Genomic DNA, 17520 nt, shown 5'->3' on the forward strand with positions numbered 1-17520 from the left:
TGGCACCAAAGGTGCCGCTCGTTTGCTCCGGCGGCTTGCCGCCGGTCTGTTTACACCCGCAAGCGGGTCTTTTTGATGCGCACTCTTGGTGCTGCATCGGTGTTTAACAATGGTTATCTATATATCTAACTATCTGTATATCCATATATACCTATAGCTGTTTATCGGACTATCTATATAGCTGACCATTTGTATATCCACATATACCAATAGCTGGTTATCTGACTATCTATATATCCATATATACCGATAGCTTTTTATCGGACGATCTATATATCGGATTATCTGAATATCTACCTACCTGTGGTTATCCTGACCATTCCGGCCAGTAAACCAAGCTTCCCTTTGTCGGATGATAGGATGGTTGATAACGGATATATCCAAATTCGTCCAGTTCCCGGATGCACTTGTGATAGGTCGCTACCGATGCGATCCGGCTGTAAGCCATGAGCGTTTTACGGTTAACAGAAAACGGATTTTCAAATCCACTCCGCTGCCAGCAAACGAAAAGGCCAGCGAACAGGCTCACATGAGTTGCCAGCATTCTGCTGTCTGCGCTCATGCGCCTGACCCATCGGCTATAGTCGGCTGCTTCCTGATGGCTTGATGCAAGTATCATGATTGGCCTCCCTCTAATAATTTGGTGATGTCCTCTAATTTGTAGTAGATCATCCCGCCGATTTTGGAGTACCGGAGCGTTCCGTTAATACGCAAATTTTGCAGGGTGCCCGGTGAGATGTTGAGCAGTTTGCGTACTTCTGCGCTTTTGAGCCATTGTTTGCTTTGGCCTTGTTCGGGTTTAATAAGCTGCCTGATCTCGGTTAGCATCTCACTTTTAAATTGTTTTAAATCTTCTTTGGTCACGATTTCGATTGCTGTCATAGCTGATATATTGTTAATGATGAATAATCCTTGTGCAAATTTTAACAAGTCCTGTTTTATTGATTGGGGACTTTTATAGGGTGTCCCTGATCTTGTTTGTAACCTCTTAGTTTACAATGATGGTTCACCTCCTTTTTTATCCTTACCGTTTTGTTGCATAATTGTAAGTACCTCGCTCTTTTTGAAATACACCCGTTTGTGCAGGCGCAAAAAGGGCAGATCCTTTTTCATCCACTCGGAAAGTGTAACCAGCGATACGCCCAAATCGGCGGCCAACTCCTGTTTGGACAATAGCCGTTCTTCGGCTGCCTGCCCGTGGCTGCCTGTTATTCTAAAATGTTCCTGTAGTTCTGCCCTTACTGCATCCCGGATGCACTGGCTAAGGGCTTCGTTGTTGATAATTTCCATCACCTTTGTTTTGGAACAAAAGAATGCTATGGAACTGTCTTTTTGTTACCACGACGACTGCGTGGTAAATTTGAAGTAGTTTGAAAGTAACTGACAATGGCAATTAATCCGCTCAATATCAATTTGATACAGAACCGATCTGTTTGTAGACGTCAATAAGCTGAAAAAACGTTATTTACGCTTTTTTACCCGGTTAATGGTGTAAAGTTTGTGTTTTTCCGGTATTTCATTTTCCCTTTTTAAAGGATTTTTGGGGTCAAGGCCCCGTAAATAGTACCTTAATTTATCTATTTTAATTTCCTTGACCTGGCTTGTGTTTGCCTCGTCCACCTCCCTGAAGTACTTGCTAATCATCTTTGCCCAGGTGTTCTGTGCAGGGGTGATAAACAACTCCTTGCCGTCCGTAGCTTGCAGCTCCTGCATTTGCAGGCAAAGGTCGAGTACGGCCAATGCCTGACCATCTCTGATGATAATATAACCGTCCCACTGGCGGGCTTCTTTCAGTTCTGCGGTTAAATCAGTTACCTGTTGTTTGAGCGCATAGATTTCAGCATCCTGTTGCGCAATCATGGCATCGTTGGATTTGTGCACATTCCAGCGGTCATGCGAGATCAATACTGTTGTGAAATTTTTAAGCTGTTTGATCTGCCGCTCGTTCTGTACATGGTCTTTATCGTAGATGTTTTTTCCGAGCAAAACCTTTAATTGCCGTTCTATCAGTTCCCACAAATTCTTAAAAAAGATTTCTTCGGTGCCATCGGCATGGTTTTCCAAATAGTAGGTAAGGTGATGCTGGTAAAATTCTTCCTGCCTGTCCTCATTCAAAGCGAAAACCCGTTTAAAAAAAAGCTTAAGAAAGTGAGATCGCTTCCAGCTTACCGGGTTGCCAATGTCTAAAGTATCCTTTGCAAAATCAAAACGGTCGCGGGGTCTGAAATAGGTGATGCTCATAAGCAGATAGATTTATTCAAAAATAAAAGTTTATTATAAATACTGGAAAAACAATAAGGGCGGCCAAATGAATGACCGCCCTTGTTAACGATTGGGTTATTAATATACATACTGGCTGAAAATTACAATTTTTTATGCCCGAGGACTTGTATTTTAGCACCAAAGACGAGGATATGAAAAAATGGGTTTTACCGTATATTATTATAACTATCATCAGCACAGTTGGGGCATTTGCCCAGGCTAATGATTTAGAACTTTATGAAAAGCCTATAACTGCTAAGATTTCTTCGGCGGTTTTTGATAAGGATAGGGATGTAAAAATTTACTTACCCTCTGCTTATAAAAATACCACTGTTAACTATCCTGTACTTTACGTCCTTGACGGACAAAGGAAGGAACTGGAAACCTTTGTAGTTTCAACTACGAATTACCTTGTCAGGTATAATACTGTTCCTGCATTTATAATAATTGTTATACCGCAGGTTAACCGGGCTGTAGAACTTAACCCGGCGATGTCTGGAAATAAGATTAAGGGCGTAAGTGGTGTAGACGGATTTTTAACTTACCTGAACGATGTAAATCTCTATATGCACAAAACATATAGAGCTGCAAACTTTAATATGTTGTTTGGGCATTCTTTAGGCGGCACATTGGCGACCTATTCTCTGCTTAACGAACCTGGGTTGTTTAACGCCTATTTGATAGCCAGTCCAAACTATAATATCAATAGTGGCTATATTCACAAATCTTTAGAAAGATTTGTGAAAGAAAAGCCTGAAGTGATCCGCTCCAAGTTTATTTATTTAACAGTGGGCGACCAATGGCAAACTGAAAACGGCTTTAAGGCAGGAGATCGAAAAGCGGATTCCATTTTTAAATCATTCTCTTCTCAGAAATACTTCTTCAGAGATAGCAAGGGGTACGGCCATAACACGACACCAACTATAGCTTTCGTAGATGGGATGAGCCAAATATTCGGTGAGTGGTGGCATAAAAGCCCGGACTTGCGCGATAGTATCTCGGGTAAGAAAGGTGACCCGGCAACGTTAGTCAATCAATATTACAAACGGCTTTCTAACTGGTATGGCTATACCATTAAGCCGAATGAGGGAGATTATCAATACTATATGGGCCTTCCATATTTAGAAAGTAAGGATTACAAAACAGCAGAGCAATACTTGAGTGAGGGGTTAAAATGCTATCCCAACAATGCTGAATTACTTGCTGTTTACGGAGATGCCTTAGCGGGCCTCAATCAGCCTGACAAAGCCAAAGGAATTTATCGTAAAGCATTAAAAATAACCTCCGATCAGGAGCTGATAGCCGATATTAATAAAAAACTAAAGGCCTTCTGATCTTAAAGCAGCCAAGCGAGTTAAGCACCGAATCACATAATTTAAAAACCGGACTTGGTTAAAATGGAGCTAATTAAGTGAACAGAGGCACAATAATGATATAACCGCACACCAACTGTAACGTTTTCGTACAGTATTTATAAATTAAAACTTAGTAAGATTTTCAATATCAATAACTTAGTTATATGGCATGAATTTTTGATAACATGTAACATTTACTTAAAAAATGGCAGCACCATGTTAAAAACTTATTTTAAACTTGCATACCGGAATATAATCAAGGATAAAGCCTATTCCATGATCAACATAACAGGTTTAGCAATTGGCCTGGCATCAAGTATCCTTATATTACTTTGGGTACTAAATGAGGTAAGTTATGATAAGTTCCATAAAAATGCGGCACAGATCTATCGGATAACCTGCAATATAAGTGATATTAACGTAGCAGTAAATACGGCAGGAATGCCAGGCGGGTTGAAAGCAGAGATGCCTGAAATTAAAACCACAGTCCGTTTAAGCGCGAATCCTCCTACTATCCTATTTGAAGCAGGAGGCAAGAAATTCGAAGAAAAAAGGGTGTTTTATGCAGACCCCAGTTTCATGGATATGTTTTCCTTTCCCCTGGTTCAGGGCGATCGTACCACAGCATTAAAACAAGTGGATGGTGTTCTAATAACACAAAAAACAGCTACAAAATATTTTGGGCGCGAAAATCCTATCGGTAAAGTCCTAAAAAAAGATAATAGTGAAAATGTAGTCGTAACTGGTGTGTTGGCTAATATTCCGGCTAATTCACAACTACAATTTGACTTTATTCTTCCAATGGCCTCCTTAGCTAAAACAAATAAAGATTTAAAAAATAATGTTTGGAACAACTTCAGTTTTTACACGTATGTGCAATTAGTTAAAAGTTTTGACCCCTCTGCTGCTAAACTATTAAGGCTGGAAAAGCAAATAGACCAAATCTTTCAGAAAAATGTACACGATATGAAGGCCACATTCCAATTGCAGCCCTTAGCTAAAATTCATCTGGGGCCGGAACTGCTGGGGGAGATGCCGGGTCATGGGAATGCTCAATATGTAAATATCTTTTTTATTATTGCTATTTTGATATTGGTAGTAGCCTGTATCAATTTTATGAATCTGGCTACTGCACGTTCAGCCCGGAGGGCCAAAGAAATTGGTTTACGTAAAGTGGCGGGTGCTGTAAGGGGGGAGTTAATCCTCCAGTTTTTAAGCGAGTCGGTATTTATTTCACTTCTGTCCCTATCGCTTGCGCTTGTAATAGTCTGGTTATCCTTGCCGTTATTTAATGAGCTGTCTGACAGACAATTGGTCATTCCAATTTCAAATGCTTGGTTTTTGTTAAGCCTTTTGGGGATCGCTTTAATGACGGGATTAATCTCCGGGTGCTATCCGGCTTTATTTCTTTCCGGCTTTAACCCGGTTAAAGTGCTAAAGGGGAATGTAAAATCAATGGGCGGCAACTTGCTGTTTCGCAACGCTTTGGTCGTAACCCAATTTATGGTGTCTATCATATTGCTGGTTAGCACAGTGGTCATTTACAATCAGCTTAAATTTATCAAAGACAGAGACCCCGGCTTCGAGAAGGCCAATCTTTTATATATACCGTTGACGGGAGATATCTGGAACAAGCAGCAGGCTTTAAAAAATGAATTAAAGCAAAACTCACTTACCAGCGATTTTACAATTACTTCTGACCTGCCAACCAACCTCCTGGCTGGGACGGTCGACGTAAAATGGGATGGCAAAGATCCCCGTTCGCAAGTACTTATTCCGAGCATAGGTGTTAATGAAGATTTTATTCATACGTTCAGGATGAAATTAGTGACCGGACGAAGTTTTTCATCGGCATTTAAAACCGATTCCAATAACTACATGGTTAACGAAAAGATGGTGAAAACTATGGGTTTAAATGTCAATACCGCAGTTGGTAAACCATTAACTCTCTGGGGTAATAAGGGAACTATCATTGGTGTTGTCAAGGACTTCAATTTTAAACCAGTTCAGCAGGCTATAGAACCATTAATTATGCGTTTTGATAAGTGGGGCGGCTTTGTAGTGATAAGAGCATCGTCCGGCAGAACCACCGCAACCATACAAGCCTTATCAAAAATAAGCCAGGAACTTAATCCTGCTTATCCCTTCAAATTTGAATTTCTTGATCAGGATATGGCCAACCTTTATAGAGGGGAGCAACAGATGGGCAATATCTTTAATCTTTTTGCTATTCTCGGCATTTTTATATCAAGTTTGGGGTTATATGGCTTGTCTGCTTTTATGGCCGAACAGCGAACTAAAGAGATTGGTGTACGTAAAGTATTAGGCGCGTCAGTGTTAAGCCTGGTTTATTTACTATCCTCTGGTATCACCCGGTTGATCATTATAGCTGTAACAATAGCGATACCACTTTCATGGTATGCGGTGAACAGCTGGTTGTCAGGTTTTGCATATCACATAAACGTTAGCTGGTTAGTATTTTTAACAGCTTCCGTTGCCGCGTTATTTATTGCTTGGCTTACCATTGGTTATGAATCTGTAAAGGCAGCAATTGTAAATCCTATAAAGAGTTTAAGAACGGAATAATAGTATTCTGGACGGTAGCATAAAATGAAATAAATTAAAGTTATTTCATCGTTTTAATAATATTAATTACCATGCGAGTGTAATATATAGCAAATCCAATCAAGCTAGTTACCTATCGCAGATACAAAAGTTTTAAAGACCAAACCAAAACCCTTGATGGAATTGAAAAGACAGGGGAACATAAGTGACTTTGATGTAGTATATCCAATTGCCCGCTACCAAACTGAGTATTATTAGTTTTTTAAATACGGACACGGGTAACCTGGATAAGATTTCTAATCAGGTTTTAACGACTTTGACTGTTAATCATTGATGCTCAGAATGCGATGCCGGATCTTGTTTAAATGCTTCTTTAATACATCCATTAAAAAATATCGTAACAATGAAATATCCGGTGGTTGTAGCGATTATACACCGAATTACGTATTATATAAAACCAAATTACATCAACCGTTAAGAACTTATTTATGAAAATTAGAAAGTTACATCTCTTGATACTTTTTTCTGTCCTTATTACGACCGTAAACATGGCCAATGCCCAAACGAAATTTGGTATAAAAGCTGGGGTGAACTTTACTAATGTAATAATGAAGGACGAAAATGGTAATAAAACAAACACCCAATCGATGCCAGGTATTCTCCTTGGGCTTACTGTTGATATTCCTGTCGCGGGTGACTTTTATATTCAGCCGGCAGCACAATATTCCCGTAAAGGGTACAAGCAGGAAACCGGTGGCTTTTATGGATCTGCTACGAACTTTAAAGTTAACGCCTCATATATAGAAGTCCCGATCAATCTGCTGTATAAGCCACATTTAGGCACAGGCAATTTGTTACTTGGTGCCGGACCTTATATCGGGTATGGTACTGGCGGCAACTGGAAGTCAGAAAATGATGCGGCTATTGGGGATATGATTGTAGGAAAAAAAGGGGATGTTATTTTTAAAAACAATGCGATGGATGGAGGAGATATAAATTCGTATTTGTATGGAAAACCGCTTGATTATGGTTTAAATTTTTTAGCAGGGTATGAATTTTTCAATAAACTTTCGGTTCAATTGGGCGCACAGGTTGGACTGGCAAATTTACAGCCGCACACTGATGGCGTAACACGTGAGGGTAAACTAAAAAACTCGGGGTTCGGTATTTCGCTTGGTTATAAATTCTAATAAAAGTAATATGTAGGTAAATGGATCACTACTTTTGATTTTACGTTTTTGTATTCTTACCTTTTGATATTAATTAAATATCAGCCATGAAACGTCCTGTTTTAGCTATTTGCATCACCCTTTGTTCAATATGGAACTACAGCAATGCTCAATCGGTCAATTTAAAGGACTTCGAAGAGGTGCCATTGCCGATCCTGGAAAGTAAAGAGTTGTACCAATTAAATAACCGCCTAAATCAAGAGTTTGCAGTATCGATTGTGAAAGGACAACTGCAAATCAACAAGTCCGTTTATTCGCCTACTATAGAATATGATCTGCCTCAAGGGAAACTTTTAGGTGTCAACCACGGCGAGTTTGGAGGTGGCTTATACTTTAAACCCAACGACACAACTAAAAAGCAAATATATGTCAATGTCCAACTACACTCTTTAAATACAAAAGCTGACCCTTTTCTTAGGGGTTTGATGATACCAAGCGCCAATCCTACAAACAAACTGATAAAGAATACCATACTTATAAAAAATGGCAACATAAATAAAATCTTTACCTATAAGAATAGTCTTTACATCATGGAGAGCTTAGCTCACATGGGTTTAAGTTATGGCGCAATACATAAGCTGCAAGTAGGCGCAGATTCTATTAAAGGTTCCTTAGCAATCAAATTTGATGATGCACCAATGCAATTGTCCGTTTATAAGGAAAACCTTTATGTGGCAACATTAAAGCGATTCTACATCATCAGGAACTGGCAAAAAGAACTGTTGCTTGACAACTTGTTTTGGAGTTATTTATATCCAAATTCCATTGCGGTGAAAGATGAACAGCACATCTACATAGGTATGCGTGGAGGATATGCTGGTGCCGGAAGTTCGGGAATAGCATAATAATTCTGAAGAAAAGTATTTTAGATTGACTGTCTGTAGAGGTTATTTTGGAAACGAACTGCGCATTAAAGACAAGTTACTGTAGGCTAATTAATTATGCTTTATATGTAGTTCTAAACTTGTTTAATATCTGAATGTTATTAAACCTTATTTAAAGGTCATTAATGATCGAGTTCGATTAGAAAGATACTAATATTAACTATTTCAAATACTTAATCGCATCAGCTTTCTCAAAAGATTCGGAATCTTTACCGCCCGTAAAGCCCCTTCCCAACAAAATGACAGCATCGGCACCAACCTTTTTACCCCGTTCAATGATCCTCGGTTTTGCAGCGTTCTCATCGCCATTCGTAGGAGCAGTAATATGTCCTATTACCTTGTATTCTTTCTTAACATCCTTTTCTGCATAATAGATGTCAACGTTTTTGGTTACCGGTAAAATATCTCCTATATAAGTTGTCGTAGCACAAGAGCTGAACATTAAAATTGTAACCACTACAATGAGGGTTGCGGTTCTATTGATTTTCATAGTGTAAAGCATTAATTATTAACGTTATAATTCGTATTATTTAAATGATAGATAATACCCAGATTGTATAATTGAGTTATATTTCGCTGAGAAACCGGTTCGATATATCTTTTTTTCTGCATAGATGATAACGAATAAAAGAATTGAAAAATTGTACTCAAATCGATATGACGAGTTAAATTATAATGAAGCGCAACGGACGACGCTGGGCCATATTCAATTCGTTGATCTGAGGCTTTATTGAATTGATAATTGGAGTTAACCTTATCTAACTGAATAATATCTGTGCCATTTGCAGATGTTCCAGATTCAAAAACGTTAGGCAATTGTCCTTTGATTTTACTGCTCAACCAATAAGCACTATATGCTCCCAGCGAAAATACTCCTGAAAAACCATTGAACAGCTTTGGGTTGTAAGATAGCATCAACGGAACGTTTAGATAATCGTTTATGATCTTTTGCTGAATTCCGTTCTGATTGGTCAGAAAATAGTTTTTTTGAACCACTCCAGGATTAAGATCAAGGCTGAGTGTCTGACTTAGATTCCTTTTCAAAATTAAAATATAGCTGCTTCCGGTGCCATTCGTAATGGCTATACCATTGTGATAACCATTGTATGTTAAATGATTTATTGACAAACCAGTAGAAAGGCCAATGCTATATTGAGCATTGGCCTTCATTCCAGAAATGCAGTAAAATAAAAGAAAGAATAATTTAATAAGCAGTCGCTTTTTAGAGTTGCCTAAAAATACATCGTAGTTAAGAATAGCTTTAGACATTGTTTCAGCATGGTTTTACCGCATTAAGTCATCATGATAATTGAATATTAAAAACAAGGTCACGAATCCCTGACCTTGTTTTTAATTATTTAGTATTATTAGCAAAATAGGTCGCTGTTAATCCCTGGTTCCTCGTTTCAAGGGTGCTGATGCCAAGATTGAGAACCTCATTATAAATTGGGACGTTGTTGCTATCCCATGAGGAGGCTAATAAATGTTCGACGTTATTATCATTGCTATAAAGGCAATATCCATAATTTACAAATAAATCATTACTCACTCCGGTTAACAGGTCTTTACCTGGCGTGAGCGTAAAATTGCCTGGCAAGTCTAAATTAATCGCCACTTGTGAATTATAAACCACATTTACAACGCTACTTTGATAACTGATAACCGAGGAATACTGATCGCCTGATAAGTTAGGTACGGCATTATTGGCGGCAGGATTATAAACACGAACGAATAGATTCAATATCCTACCATTGGCCCAGTTAGGATTACTGATTTTGACAGCGTACAAGTGCCTGTCAACCACGGTAAAAGATTTCGACGATGACGCAGTATCTCCGGTAGTAGAGGTGGTAAGCAAGGTGATCTTATAAGTTCCAGCTTTTTTGAACCTAAATTGTGGTTCCTTATCCGAACTGGAACTGCCATCACTCGATTTCCATAAATAGGCTGCCGCGTCTGACGATTTATTGACCGTTGTAACTGGAGTAAAAGTAGGCACAGTATAACTGCTGCCCGCGCTTGCCGTAAAATTTCCAATGTCAAAACTGGCAGCGGGAATTATCTTTGGCTCTTGGTGATCTTTCTTACAAGACGAAAAGAGCACTATCAATAATACGAAGTAGAGAAGTTTAGAATTCATAAGTTGGTATTTAAATAACGATATTGTCTATAGGGCCTTTTAAGATAATATTGAACGATTTTGCAATCGTAACCTTAGGCGAGCCATTATTTGGCACCACGTCAAATGATATGCGTAGCACGTGTCTTGGTAATTTTTGATCTTCTGTAAAGGTATCTACAGGTATGGAATCACTGTGGTCGCAGCCATAACAACTGTTTGTGGCCTGTATCCTGATATAATTATCAACCGCAATGTCATTTTTCAAATACTTATTAAACCCATCGAATTCTGTTAAGTTAGCAGGCCAAACGGGGTTGTAACCATCATCATAGTAATTTTCATAAGCAAGAATTTCCCTTTTTATATTTTGGATAGAAACACCATTAACATCTGAATTGACTATATCCGGGTTCCAGACCACATTAAAGGAATTCATGTTAAGTTTCAATTCATAATAGTAACCCGAGTTACCTGGCGCAATACTGTTGTAAATTGTACAATGCGCGGTAGGAGCGGCTGAAAGGTTCATGATGCCCAGCGCTTTGCGGTATACCGGGGCGTAACCTGTTACATTTTCTTGCCCACTGCTGCCTGGTATCACCATACTTGGATTTGCAAGTGTATAACTATCCGTTATACTGCCCGTTAAATTATAACTGGTGTTGGTTGTAAGGTGTACATATTGTTTGGTGCTATCGCCTCCGCTGGACGCACCGCCGAATATTCCGTTGGCGATATTTTTAACTTGGCCTGTTAAGCCTGCTTTGGCCGCATCTTGAAGAGACTTAACAACGGACTTTTCGTCGTCCTTAGTAGCCAGCTTTACAACATAGCTACCAAGGGCTTTAAATCCTACGAAGTCTAAAGCACCACTAACAATACTTCCGAATAAGCTTGGGCCTGGAGGTTTCGGTTGGGCGATAGTTCCATTTATGCCACCTTGTGAAGTCCCATTGATGGCCAGATCACTGGCGTTGATTGAATTCAATTGCCAGGTAATTTGATTACTATTGGCGTCCTTGCCATGAACCTGCGGATCATAGGCCATCTCATATTCTGCTGCATACCAGGTTCCCGTCGCAGTGGTCTTATAAGCCTGGGTCAAATTCGTATTGTTTTGTGTGATGCTAAGATCCTGGGCACTATTTCCTGAGAATGTTAGTGTGGGTGCATCAGTTCCTGCTGTCCGTTGAATCAGCGTGTGCGAAATGTAGCTGCTTGGAATAGGTGATGTTGGTGTTAAGTAAAAATAAGCTCTCAAAAGTCCTCTATACCTATTATAAAGTACAAAATAAGCGGGTTGAATAAATTCAGTGGGGCTGAATGTATTGTAAACTAACTCCCAACCATCCGACTTTTTAATGTCGGTCGTATAAATTAGCGGAAAGGACTGATTTGAACCTGATGCCCAGGGCTTAAGAATGGAAACACCGCTTGGCGTTGGCATGTAATCTCCGGTTTCCCAATCGAAGCCGTAAGGCGTTAATGTGTTTTTACTTCCCTTTGTGGTTTGAACGAAATTTTCTTTCAAGTCCTTTTTACATCCTGTCAGAGCTGAAAGTGCGATGCAACAGATCGTTGCCCATTTGAGTAGATTGTGTTCCATAAAAGTTAAAGTTTAGATTATTACTTTTATTAAAATTAAACACCAGTTATTATATATTATAATATAATTAATAACTTAATTTATGATTAACACGAATTTAACCTAAACGAGCAATTATTTGGAATTTAAAAAACGAATAGCGGCTTCTAACTGCAAATCTTTACCTTGAGATATTGCCGGGATGTTAAAGGGAACTAGGACATCGGGTTTTATACCTTTCGATTCTATGACTTGATTATCTAACGTTTTAAACTCTACCGCAGAAGTTTCCACTTTCATAAATGCCCCGACGTCAAAAGACCCGGAATTGAAAATATTCGGGTCTGATAGCGGCCCCGTTGCGCCATAAGTTACCTCACCAACTACAGTGCAGGCATGATCGGCCTTTAAGGCAAGGATAATTGTTTCACATAACGATGCTGTAAAACTATCTGTTAGAATAACTATTGGATATTGATTTTGATATAAAGGATCATGCTTGACTTTGGCTTCAATCCAAGGTAAATATCCGTTATGCCCCAGCCCACTTTTACTCCTGATGTACCCAAAAGTTATGTCCGCCGTAACTAATTTTCCGGCAAAATAATTCAGGTCGCCAATATCGCCTCCATAGTTATTTCTTAAATCTATAATAATACCTTGTATCTTACCGGAAGTATTAAGCTTTGAAAAAAAGAAAGTTAAACCTTGTACGATAGCGGCATCTCCAGCCTTTTGGGATTGATTTAAAGAAAAAAAGTTGCAATTGAAGTAAAGTAAGTTTTGTTTAATGGTTCCGGTTGTTAAACTTATTAAGGCGTTGTCGTTAATAATTGAACCTTTAGCAGTGTAATAGCCTTTGTCAAGGTAAGGAGTTACTATATCTGAATAATTGTAAGGGGCGTGAAAGCCGGGCTCTAAAGACTTGCGTGCAATCGAAGGATTGATGATACTGTCTAACAACGGCTTATTGTTAAAAGTAATCCGGTAGTGACCGTCCTCCAGTTCCGATGTCATTTGCCTAAAGTAGAACGCTGCTTTCTTTCGGTCTGGATCACTAAAGGACAAGTTTTCAAATAAGGGCCGATATTGGGTATAAATAGCGTCCCAATTTGTTTCTTCGGTATCCCAATAAACGTATTGGTTATCCATCTTATGCCAAAAAACATCGAATATATCTTTGAAACTCTTTGGATCGGCAACCATTTCCGCATTTTTTTTTTGGCAAGAGCTAAAAGAAAATAGGATGGCAAGACATAGAATGTGCATGAAAGTTAGAGGATTGCGGTTAAGCGATGTCTGCATAAGAACTACTATTACAAGTGACTTGAATTGGAAGTTTAGGTCGAAGGGAAACCAGTGATGCAAATTAGTAGATAAAAGTGATTTGAATGTTATGACTGTGTTAAGTGTTGGGTAACTTAAGTAACCGTTTGATAACATTGGCCTTTGTATTTAGATCTGCCTTATTACTAATTTTGTGTTAGTCATTTATACACCTGCCTTAGTACCGTGCGCGTTTTGAACAATCTATATTTCATATCTTTATTGCTTTTTTTGATTTTAGGAAATGCTTACAAAAGCGAGGGTGCAATCTTTACGGTTAGTACCCAGGCTGATGCGGGCACTGGTAGTTTGAGGGAGGCTATCACCTTATCGAACAATAATGGCAATAGTGAAACCGACTTTATTTATTTTAACCTTCCCGGTAGTCAGGCTACAGATAAAACAATAACGCTTAATTCATCATTACCTCAGATTACAACCAGCCTGATTATTGATGGTTCTTCGCAACCTGGGGCCACACTATCTGTAAATGGTGCGAAAATCATTTTGCAGGCTGCCGGGCCATTTACCGACGCGGTAACGGGAACTGTGCTAAGCAGAACCGATTGTTTTTTCGTACAATCCGGCGCGGCTGTCTTCGAAATGTACGGGATGATCATCCGCAACTTTTACTCCGTTAAGCCTGATGGTAGATTTTCAACCGGCACAGGGGTATTTGCCGATGATGCTGGCAACCGATTGGTTATTGGTTCTCCAGGCAAAGGAAATGTGCTTTATGATAACGGTGCAGGATTGGAAGTCCAGGGAATCAGCGATTGTGTGATCAAATCTAATCTTATAGGGATTAAAGAAAATGGTTTAGATTTTGAATCTAATCCTCAAATTGGTGTTGGGATTGCGCCAGGCGTAAGTTGTGAATTTGGAGGCGAAACGATAGGTGAAGGAAATATCGGGTTCGGTTCATTTAGTTTTGGCAATTTATATGACAACATCTTACTTAAGTTGCGAAATAACATTTTCAATGCGAATAGTATTTATAAACGCACCAGTAATTCCGAAGCGATGATAAAAACTTACCAGTTCCAGGTGTATGTTTTTTCACAGTTGCAACCGAACATCAACCATCCGCCTATTGTGCTGATCGATCACAATACACTGGGTTGTAACCTCACTGTAGCGAAATGCAACGGGATCGATCTTAATATCAACTCAAATACTTTTGGAACATCTCCTGATCATTCCACGTTACTGCCCATATACAATAGCGCAATATCTATAAAGCAAACCAATGGCCGCATGTTGATTGGAGGCACAACAAATGACTTGGGTAATGTTTTCACAAATGTGATCAGTTCTGCTGGAACATTAGATTCGCATGCTGTTGTTGAAACATCAGAAAGTTCTGCAATTGAGCTTTCCCATAATAGTTTTTATTGCAATGAGAACTCGCCTTTTTTGTATCTTGATAAAGGGCCTGGCGATAAACCTGTCAACACCTCAATCACGGCAATTACTGCTTCGTCCGTTACGGGCATTGCCAAAACAAGTGCGCGGATTGAATTATTTTATGCCGACATTAACTGCACCGGATGCCAACCTCAGAAGTTTATCTCCTCGATAGTGGCGGGGCCTGACGGAAAATGGATTTATAACGGTGCTTTACAACCCGGTTATGGCGTATTGGCAACTGCGACATTAGGCGGTATCAGTTCAGAATTTACCGATACTAAAATCTATCTTGGAAATGTTCAAATTCATGATGCTACCTGTGACAACAATGGGGCGATATCTGGAATAAATGTGGCTAATGCTACCCAGGTTCAATGGCTCAATGAACAGGATCAGGTTGTAGGGATAAACTTAGATTTAAAGAGTGTTCCGGCCGGTAAATACCGGTTAAAAACCCAGCAGTTTCAATGCACCAATTACAGTCCGATATTTACAATAAATGTAGGAGCCAGCCTTGGTATCAATGAAGCAGGTATAACCATCACCGACGATCAGTGTGATCAGCAAACCGGATCTATCAAAAACATTATTGGTACTGGTGGGACACTTCCATACATTTATTTATGGCAAAATAGTTCAGGACAGGTCATTGGTAATCAGGTAGATTTAGTGCATTTGGGACAAGGGAATTATACGTTAATCTTAACAGATGCAGACGGCTGTCGTGTAATTAAGAAAACGTACAGCGTAGCTAATAAAGATGCGGTACTTACGCCACCTATCATAAATAATATTATTGCCTGCAGTTCCCCGGTTACGATCAGGGTAACTAATCCAGTTGTTGCTACAAGTTACCGGTTATATAAAAATTTAACGGATTTAAATTATATACAGGAAAATTCTTCAGGCATTTTCAATGTAGATGTACAACAAAACAATACCTTTTATATTACGCAGTTAGTCAATAGTTGTGAAAGCGCTCGTATTGCAGTAACAGTAACCGTGGGTGGAACTCCAATTAGAATTAGTAACACTTTTACACCTAACGGAGATGGAATCAATGATAACTGGGAAATAGCCGGAATAGAAAATTTCCCGAATGCTATGGTTGAATTATATAACAGGTATGGAGCCAGGGTATTTGATTCTAAAAATTATGGCGGTCAGTTTGATGGCCGGTCAAATGGTAAGGATCTTCCGGTTGGAACATATTATTATATCATTAAGTTAGGGACAGGATGCAATATAGTTTCAGGAAGCTTAACAATCATCCGTTAATTGAGAGACTTATTTTAAAATTAATCTACCATAACAAATCTTCAATCAATTAAACATCTCCTAACTAAAAAAAAATTAAAATTGTTGCGATCAATAGCTAAATTATTAATAACGTAACAACCATTTGTAGCTACTTTAATGTGAGTTCGGGTTATACGGCTAAAAGTAAGGCGGCCATTCATTACGGCCGCCTTTGTTTAAACCAAAATACCTGAATTATATTTCACCTCGCCGAATATTTCTGCCGAAGCAAAGCCATGTCCGCACCAACTTTAGTATCCAGTATCTTGGCATAATGTTGCGTGGTCTGAATATTGGTATGGCCTAACATCTTGGATACGCTTTCAATGGGTACGCCATTTAAAAGCGTTACCGTCGTTGCAAAAGTATGCCGGGCAATATGGAAGGTGATCGGTTTATTAATGCCGCATACGTCCGCTATTTCCTTCAAATAGCTATTCATCTTCTGATTACTCAATACAGGTAAGACCCGCCCGCTGTTTTCGCATTGGGCATGATCAGCGTAACGCTGTATCAAAGCCATAGCAGTTGGTAGTAATGGAATGCGGGACGGTACATCGGTTTTTAGCCGGTTGATCGAAAGCCATTTTTCGCCGTCTACACCAGTTACAATTTCCCATCTGCGCAACTTTTTCACATCTGCATAAGCCAAACCCGTAAAACAGCAAAACAGGAAAATATCACGCACCTGCGTCAAACGGTCTGTGGCCATTTCCTTAACCGACATTTCCTGTAGTTCTTCGGTTGTTAGATAAACCCGGTCAACGGTCTTGATTTTGTTCTTATAGTTCGAGAACGGATTATAAGACAGCCAGCGGTTAGCGATGCAAATACGGATGATCTTGCCAAAATTCTTAATGTATTTGACAGCAGAATTATTGGCACATTTCCTTTCGGAACGTAAATAAAACTCATACTCCGTTATAAAGGCATGGTCAACCTGCTTAATATCTATATCGGTTAGGTTATACTTCCACTTTAAAAAATCCTGGGTATGCTTTAAAGAGGTCTTGTAACGGCATAATGTACCTGGGGTGTATTCCTTACCTAACAGGGCTTCCATTTTTTGGTTATGCTCTTTAAAGATGGCAATCAGGGAGTGGGGCTTTTCAGTTCTGCCCATAAATTTATTGCGGATGGTTTCAGCCGTCACCAATACATCTTCCTCGGTTAACTGGCGGTGCGCCTCATAAACCTTGCTTTGCAGGTCGTCTAAATAAGCGTTAAAGGATTTTACTTCTTCCTTAGTGCCTTTCTGGCGGACAGCAGCACTATTCCATTGGGCTGGTTCACATTCACGGCCAGACGGCGTTTCGGAACGTTTACCGTTCACGGTAATGCGCACCCACACCGGCATGGGGCCGCTTACATAGTTTTTTGGCTTTCTTATGTAGAAAAGCAAACTGAATTTAGTTTTCATAACAATAACGTTAAAAGTGAAACAAAATTAAGCTTGCAATCAATCGTAAACAAGATGTTCAAT

General features: G+C 39.3%; 15 protein-coding genes. 5 read left to right on the forward strand and 10 right to left on the reverse strand.

Translation table 11 applies throughout. From position 1 onward, the window contains the following. Nucleotides 1–307 precede the first annotated feature (307 nt). From RG47T_RS07240 to RG47T_RS07255, 4 genes are all read right to left on the reverse strand, one after another. Nucleotides 308–619: a hypothetical protein gene (locus RG47T_RS07240; protein WP_074488800.1), complete on the reverse strand. Its 312-nt coding sequence runs from the start codon at nt 617–619 to the stop codon at nt 308–310. Then, nucleotides 616–882, reverse strand: a complete 267-nt coding sequence (locus RG47T_RS07245; protein ID WP_074488801.1) for a helix-turn-helix domain-containing protein — start codon at nt 880–882, stop codon at nt 616–618. Before RG47T_RS07245 ends, RG47T_RS07240 begins: the two co-directional genes overlap by 4 nt. A 111-nt stretch (nt 883–993) precedes the next feature. After that, nucleotides 994–1290, reverse strand: a complete 297-nt coding sequence (locus RG47T_RS07250; RefSeq protein WP_074488802.1) for a helix-turn-helix domain-containing protein — start codon at nt 1288–1290, stop codon at nt 994–996. Nucleotides 1291–1461: 171 nt separating this feature from the next. Further along, entirely contained in the window at nt 1462–2241 is a 780-nt protein-coding gene (locus RG47T_RS07255) for a hypothetical protein (RefSeq protein WP_074488803.1), read from the reverse strand. Between the two features lie 134 nt (nt 2242–2375). On the opposite strand from RG47T_RS07255, the gene RG47T_RS07260 reads away from it, so the two are divergent. The 4 genes from RG47T_RS07260 to RG47T_RS07275 all read left to right on the forward strand — a co-directional run bounded on the left by RG47T_RS07260 (nt 2376) and on the right by RG47T_RS07275 (nt 8256). Further along, nucleotides 2376–3596: an alpha/beta hydrolase-fold protein gene (locus tag RG47T_RS07260; RefSeq protein ID WP_074488804.1), complete on the forward strand. Its 1221-nt coding sequence runs from the start codon at nt 2376–2378 to the stop codon at nt 3594–3596. Nucleotides 3597–3833: 237 nt separating this feature from the next. After that, on the forward strand, nt 3834–6203 hold the full coding sequence (locus RG47T_RS07265; protein ID WP_074488805.1) for an ABC transporter permease: 2370 nt from the start codon (nt 3834–3836) through the stop codon (nt 6201–6203). Nucleotides 6204–6670: 467 nt separating this feature from the next. Beyond that, nucleotides 6671–7372 (forward strand): porin family protein, encoded by a 702-nt coding sequence (locus tag RG47T_RS07270; RefSeq protein ID WP_074488806.1) that lies wholly within the window; start codon nt 6671–6673, stop codon nt 7370–7372. A gap of 86 nt (nt 7373–7458) precedes the next feature. Next, complete coding sequence (locus RG47T_RS07275; RefSeq protein ID WP_074488807.1) at nt 7459–8256, forward strand: hypothetical protein; 798 nt, start codon at nt 7459–7461, stop codon at nt 8254–8256. 199 nt (nt 8257–8455) lie between these two features. On the opposite strand, the gene RG47T_RS07280 is transcribed toward RG47T_RS07275, so the two are convergent. The 5 genes from RG47T_RS07280 to RG47T_RS07300 form a co-directional block, all read right to left on the reverse strand. Next, the gene (locus RG47T_RS07280) at nt 8456–8785 is read right to left on the reverse strand and encodes a hypothetical protein (RefSeq protein WP_139235639.1); all 330 of its coding nucleotides are present in this window, start codon (nt 8783–8785) and stop codon (nt 8456–8458) included. An 11-nt stretch (nt 8786–8796) separates the two neighbouring features. After that, nucleotides 8797–9564 carry a hypothetical protein gene (locus RG47T_RS07285; protein WP_139235638.1) on the reverse strand — a complete coding sequence of 256 codons (768 nt, stop codon included), beginning with the start codon at nt 9562–9564 and terminating at the stop codon, nt 8797–8799. Nucleotides 9565–9649: 85 nt separating this feature from the next. Then, nucleotides 9650–10435 (reverse strand): PKD domain-containing protein, encoded by a 786-nt coding sequence (locus RG47T_RS07290; protein WP_074488810.1) that lies wholly within the window; start codon nt 10433–10435, stop codon nt 9650–9652. 10 nt (nt 10436–10445) lie between these two features. After that, the gene (locus RG47T_RS07295; protein WP_139235637.1) at nt 10446–12023 is read right to left on the reverse strand and encodes a hypothetical protein; all 1578 of its coding nucleotides are present in this window, start codon (nt 12021–12023) and stop codon (nt 10446–10448) included. 114 nt (nt 12024–12137) lie between these two features. Further along, on the reverse strand, nt 12138–13208 hold the full coding sequence (locus RG47T_RS07300) for a S41 family peptidase (RefSeq protein ID WP_074488812.1): 1071 nt from the start codon (nt 13206–13208) through the stop codon (nt 12138–12140). A gap of 315 nt (nt 13209–13523) precedes the next feature. Between RG47T_RS07300 and RG47T_RS07305 the strand changes: the two genes are divergently transcribed. After that, nucleotides 13524–16016 (forward strand): T9SS type B sorting domain-containing protein, encoded by a 2493-nt coding sequence (locus tag RG47T_RS07305; RefSeq protein ID WP_139235636.1) that lies wholly within the window; start codon nt 13524–13526, stop codon nt 16014–16016. A gap of 223 nt (nt 16017–16239) precedes the next feature. Here RG47T_RS07305 and RG47T_RS07310 read toward each other — a convergent pair whose 3' ends face one another. Next, nucleotides 16240–17457 carry a site-specific integrase gene (locus tag RG47T_RS07310; protein WP_074488814.1) on the reverse strand — a complete coding sequence of 406 codons (1218 nt, stop codon included), beginning with the start codon at nt 17455–17457 and terminating at the stop codon, nt 16240–16242. Nucleotides 17458–17520: the final 63 nt, after the last annotated feature.

The organism is Mucilaginibacter polytrichastri, assembly GCF_001911425.1.
GTDB classification, from domain to species: Bacteria; Bacteroidota; Bacteroidia; order Sphingobacteriales; family Sphingobacteriaceae; genus Mucilaginibacter; species Mucilaginibacter polytrichastri.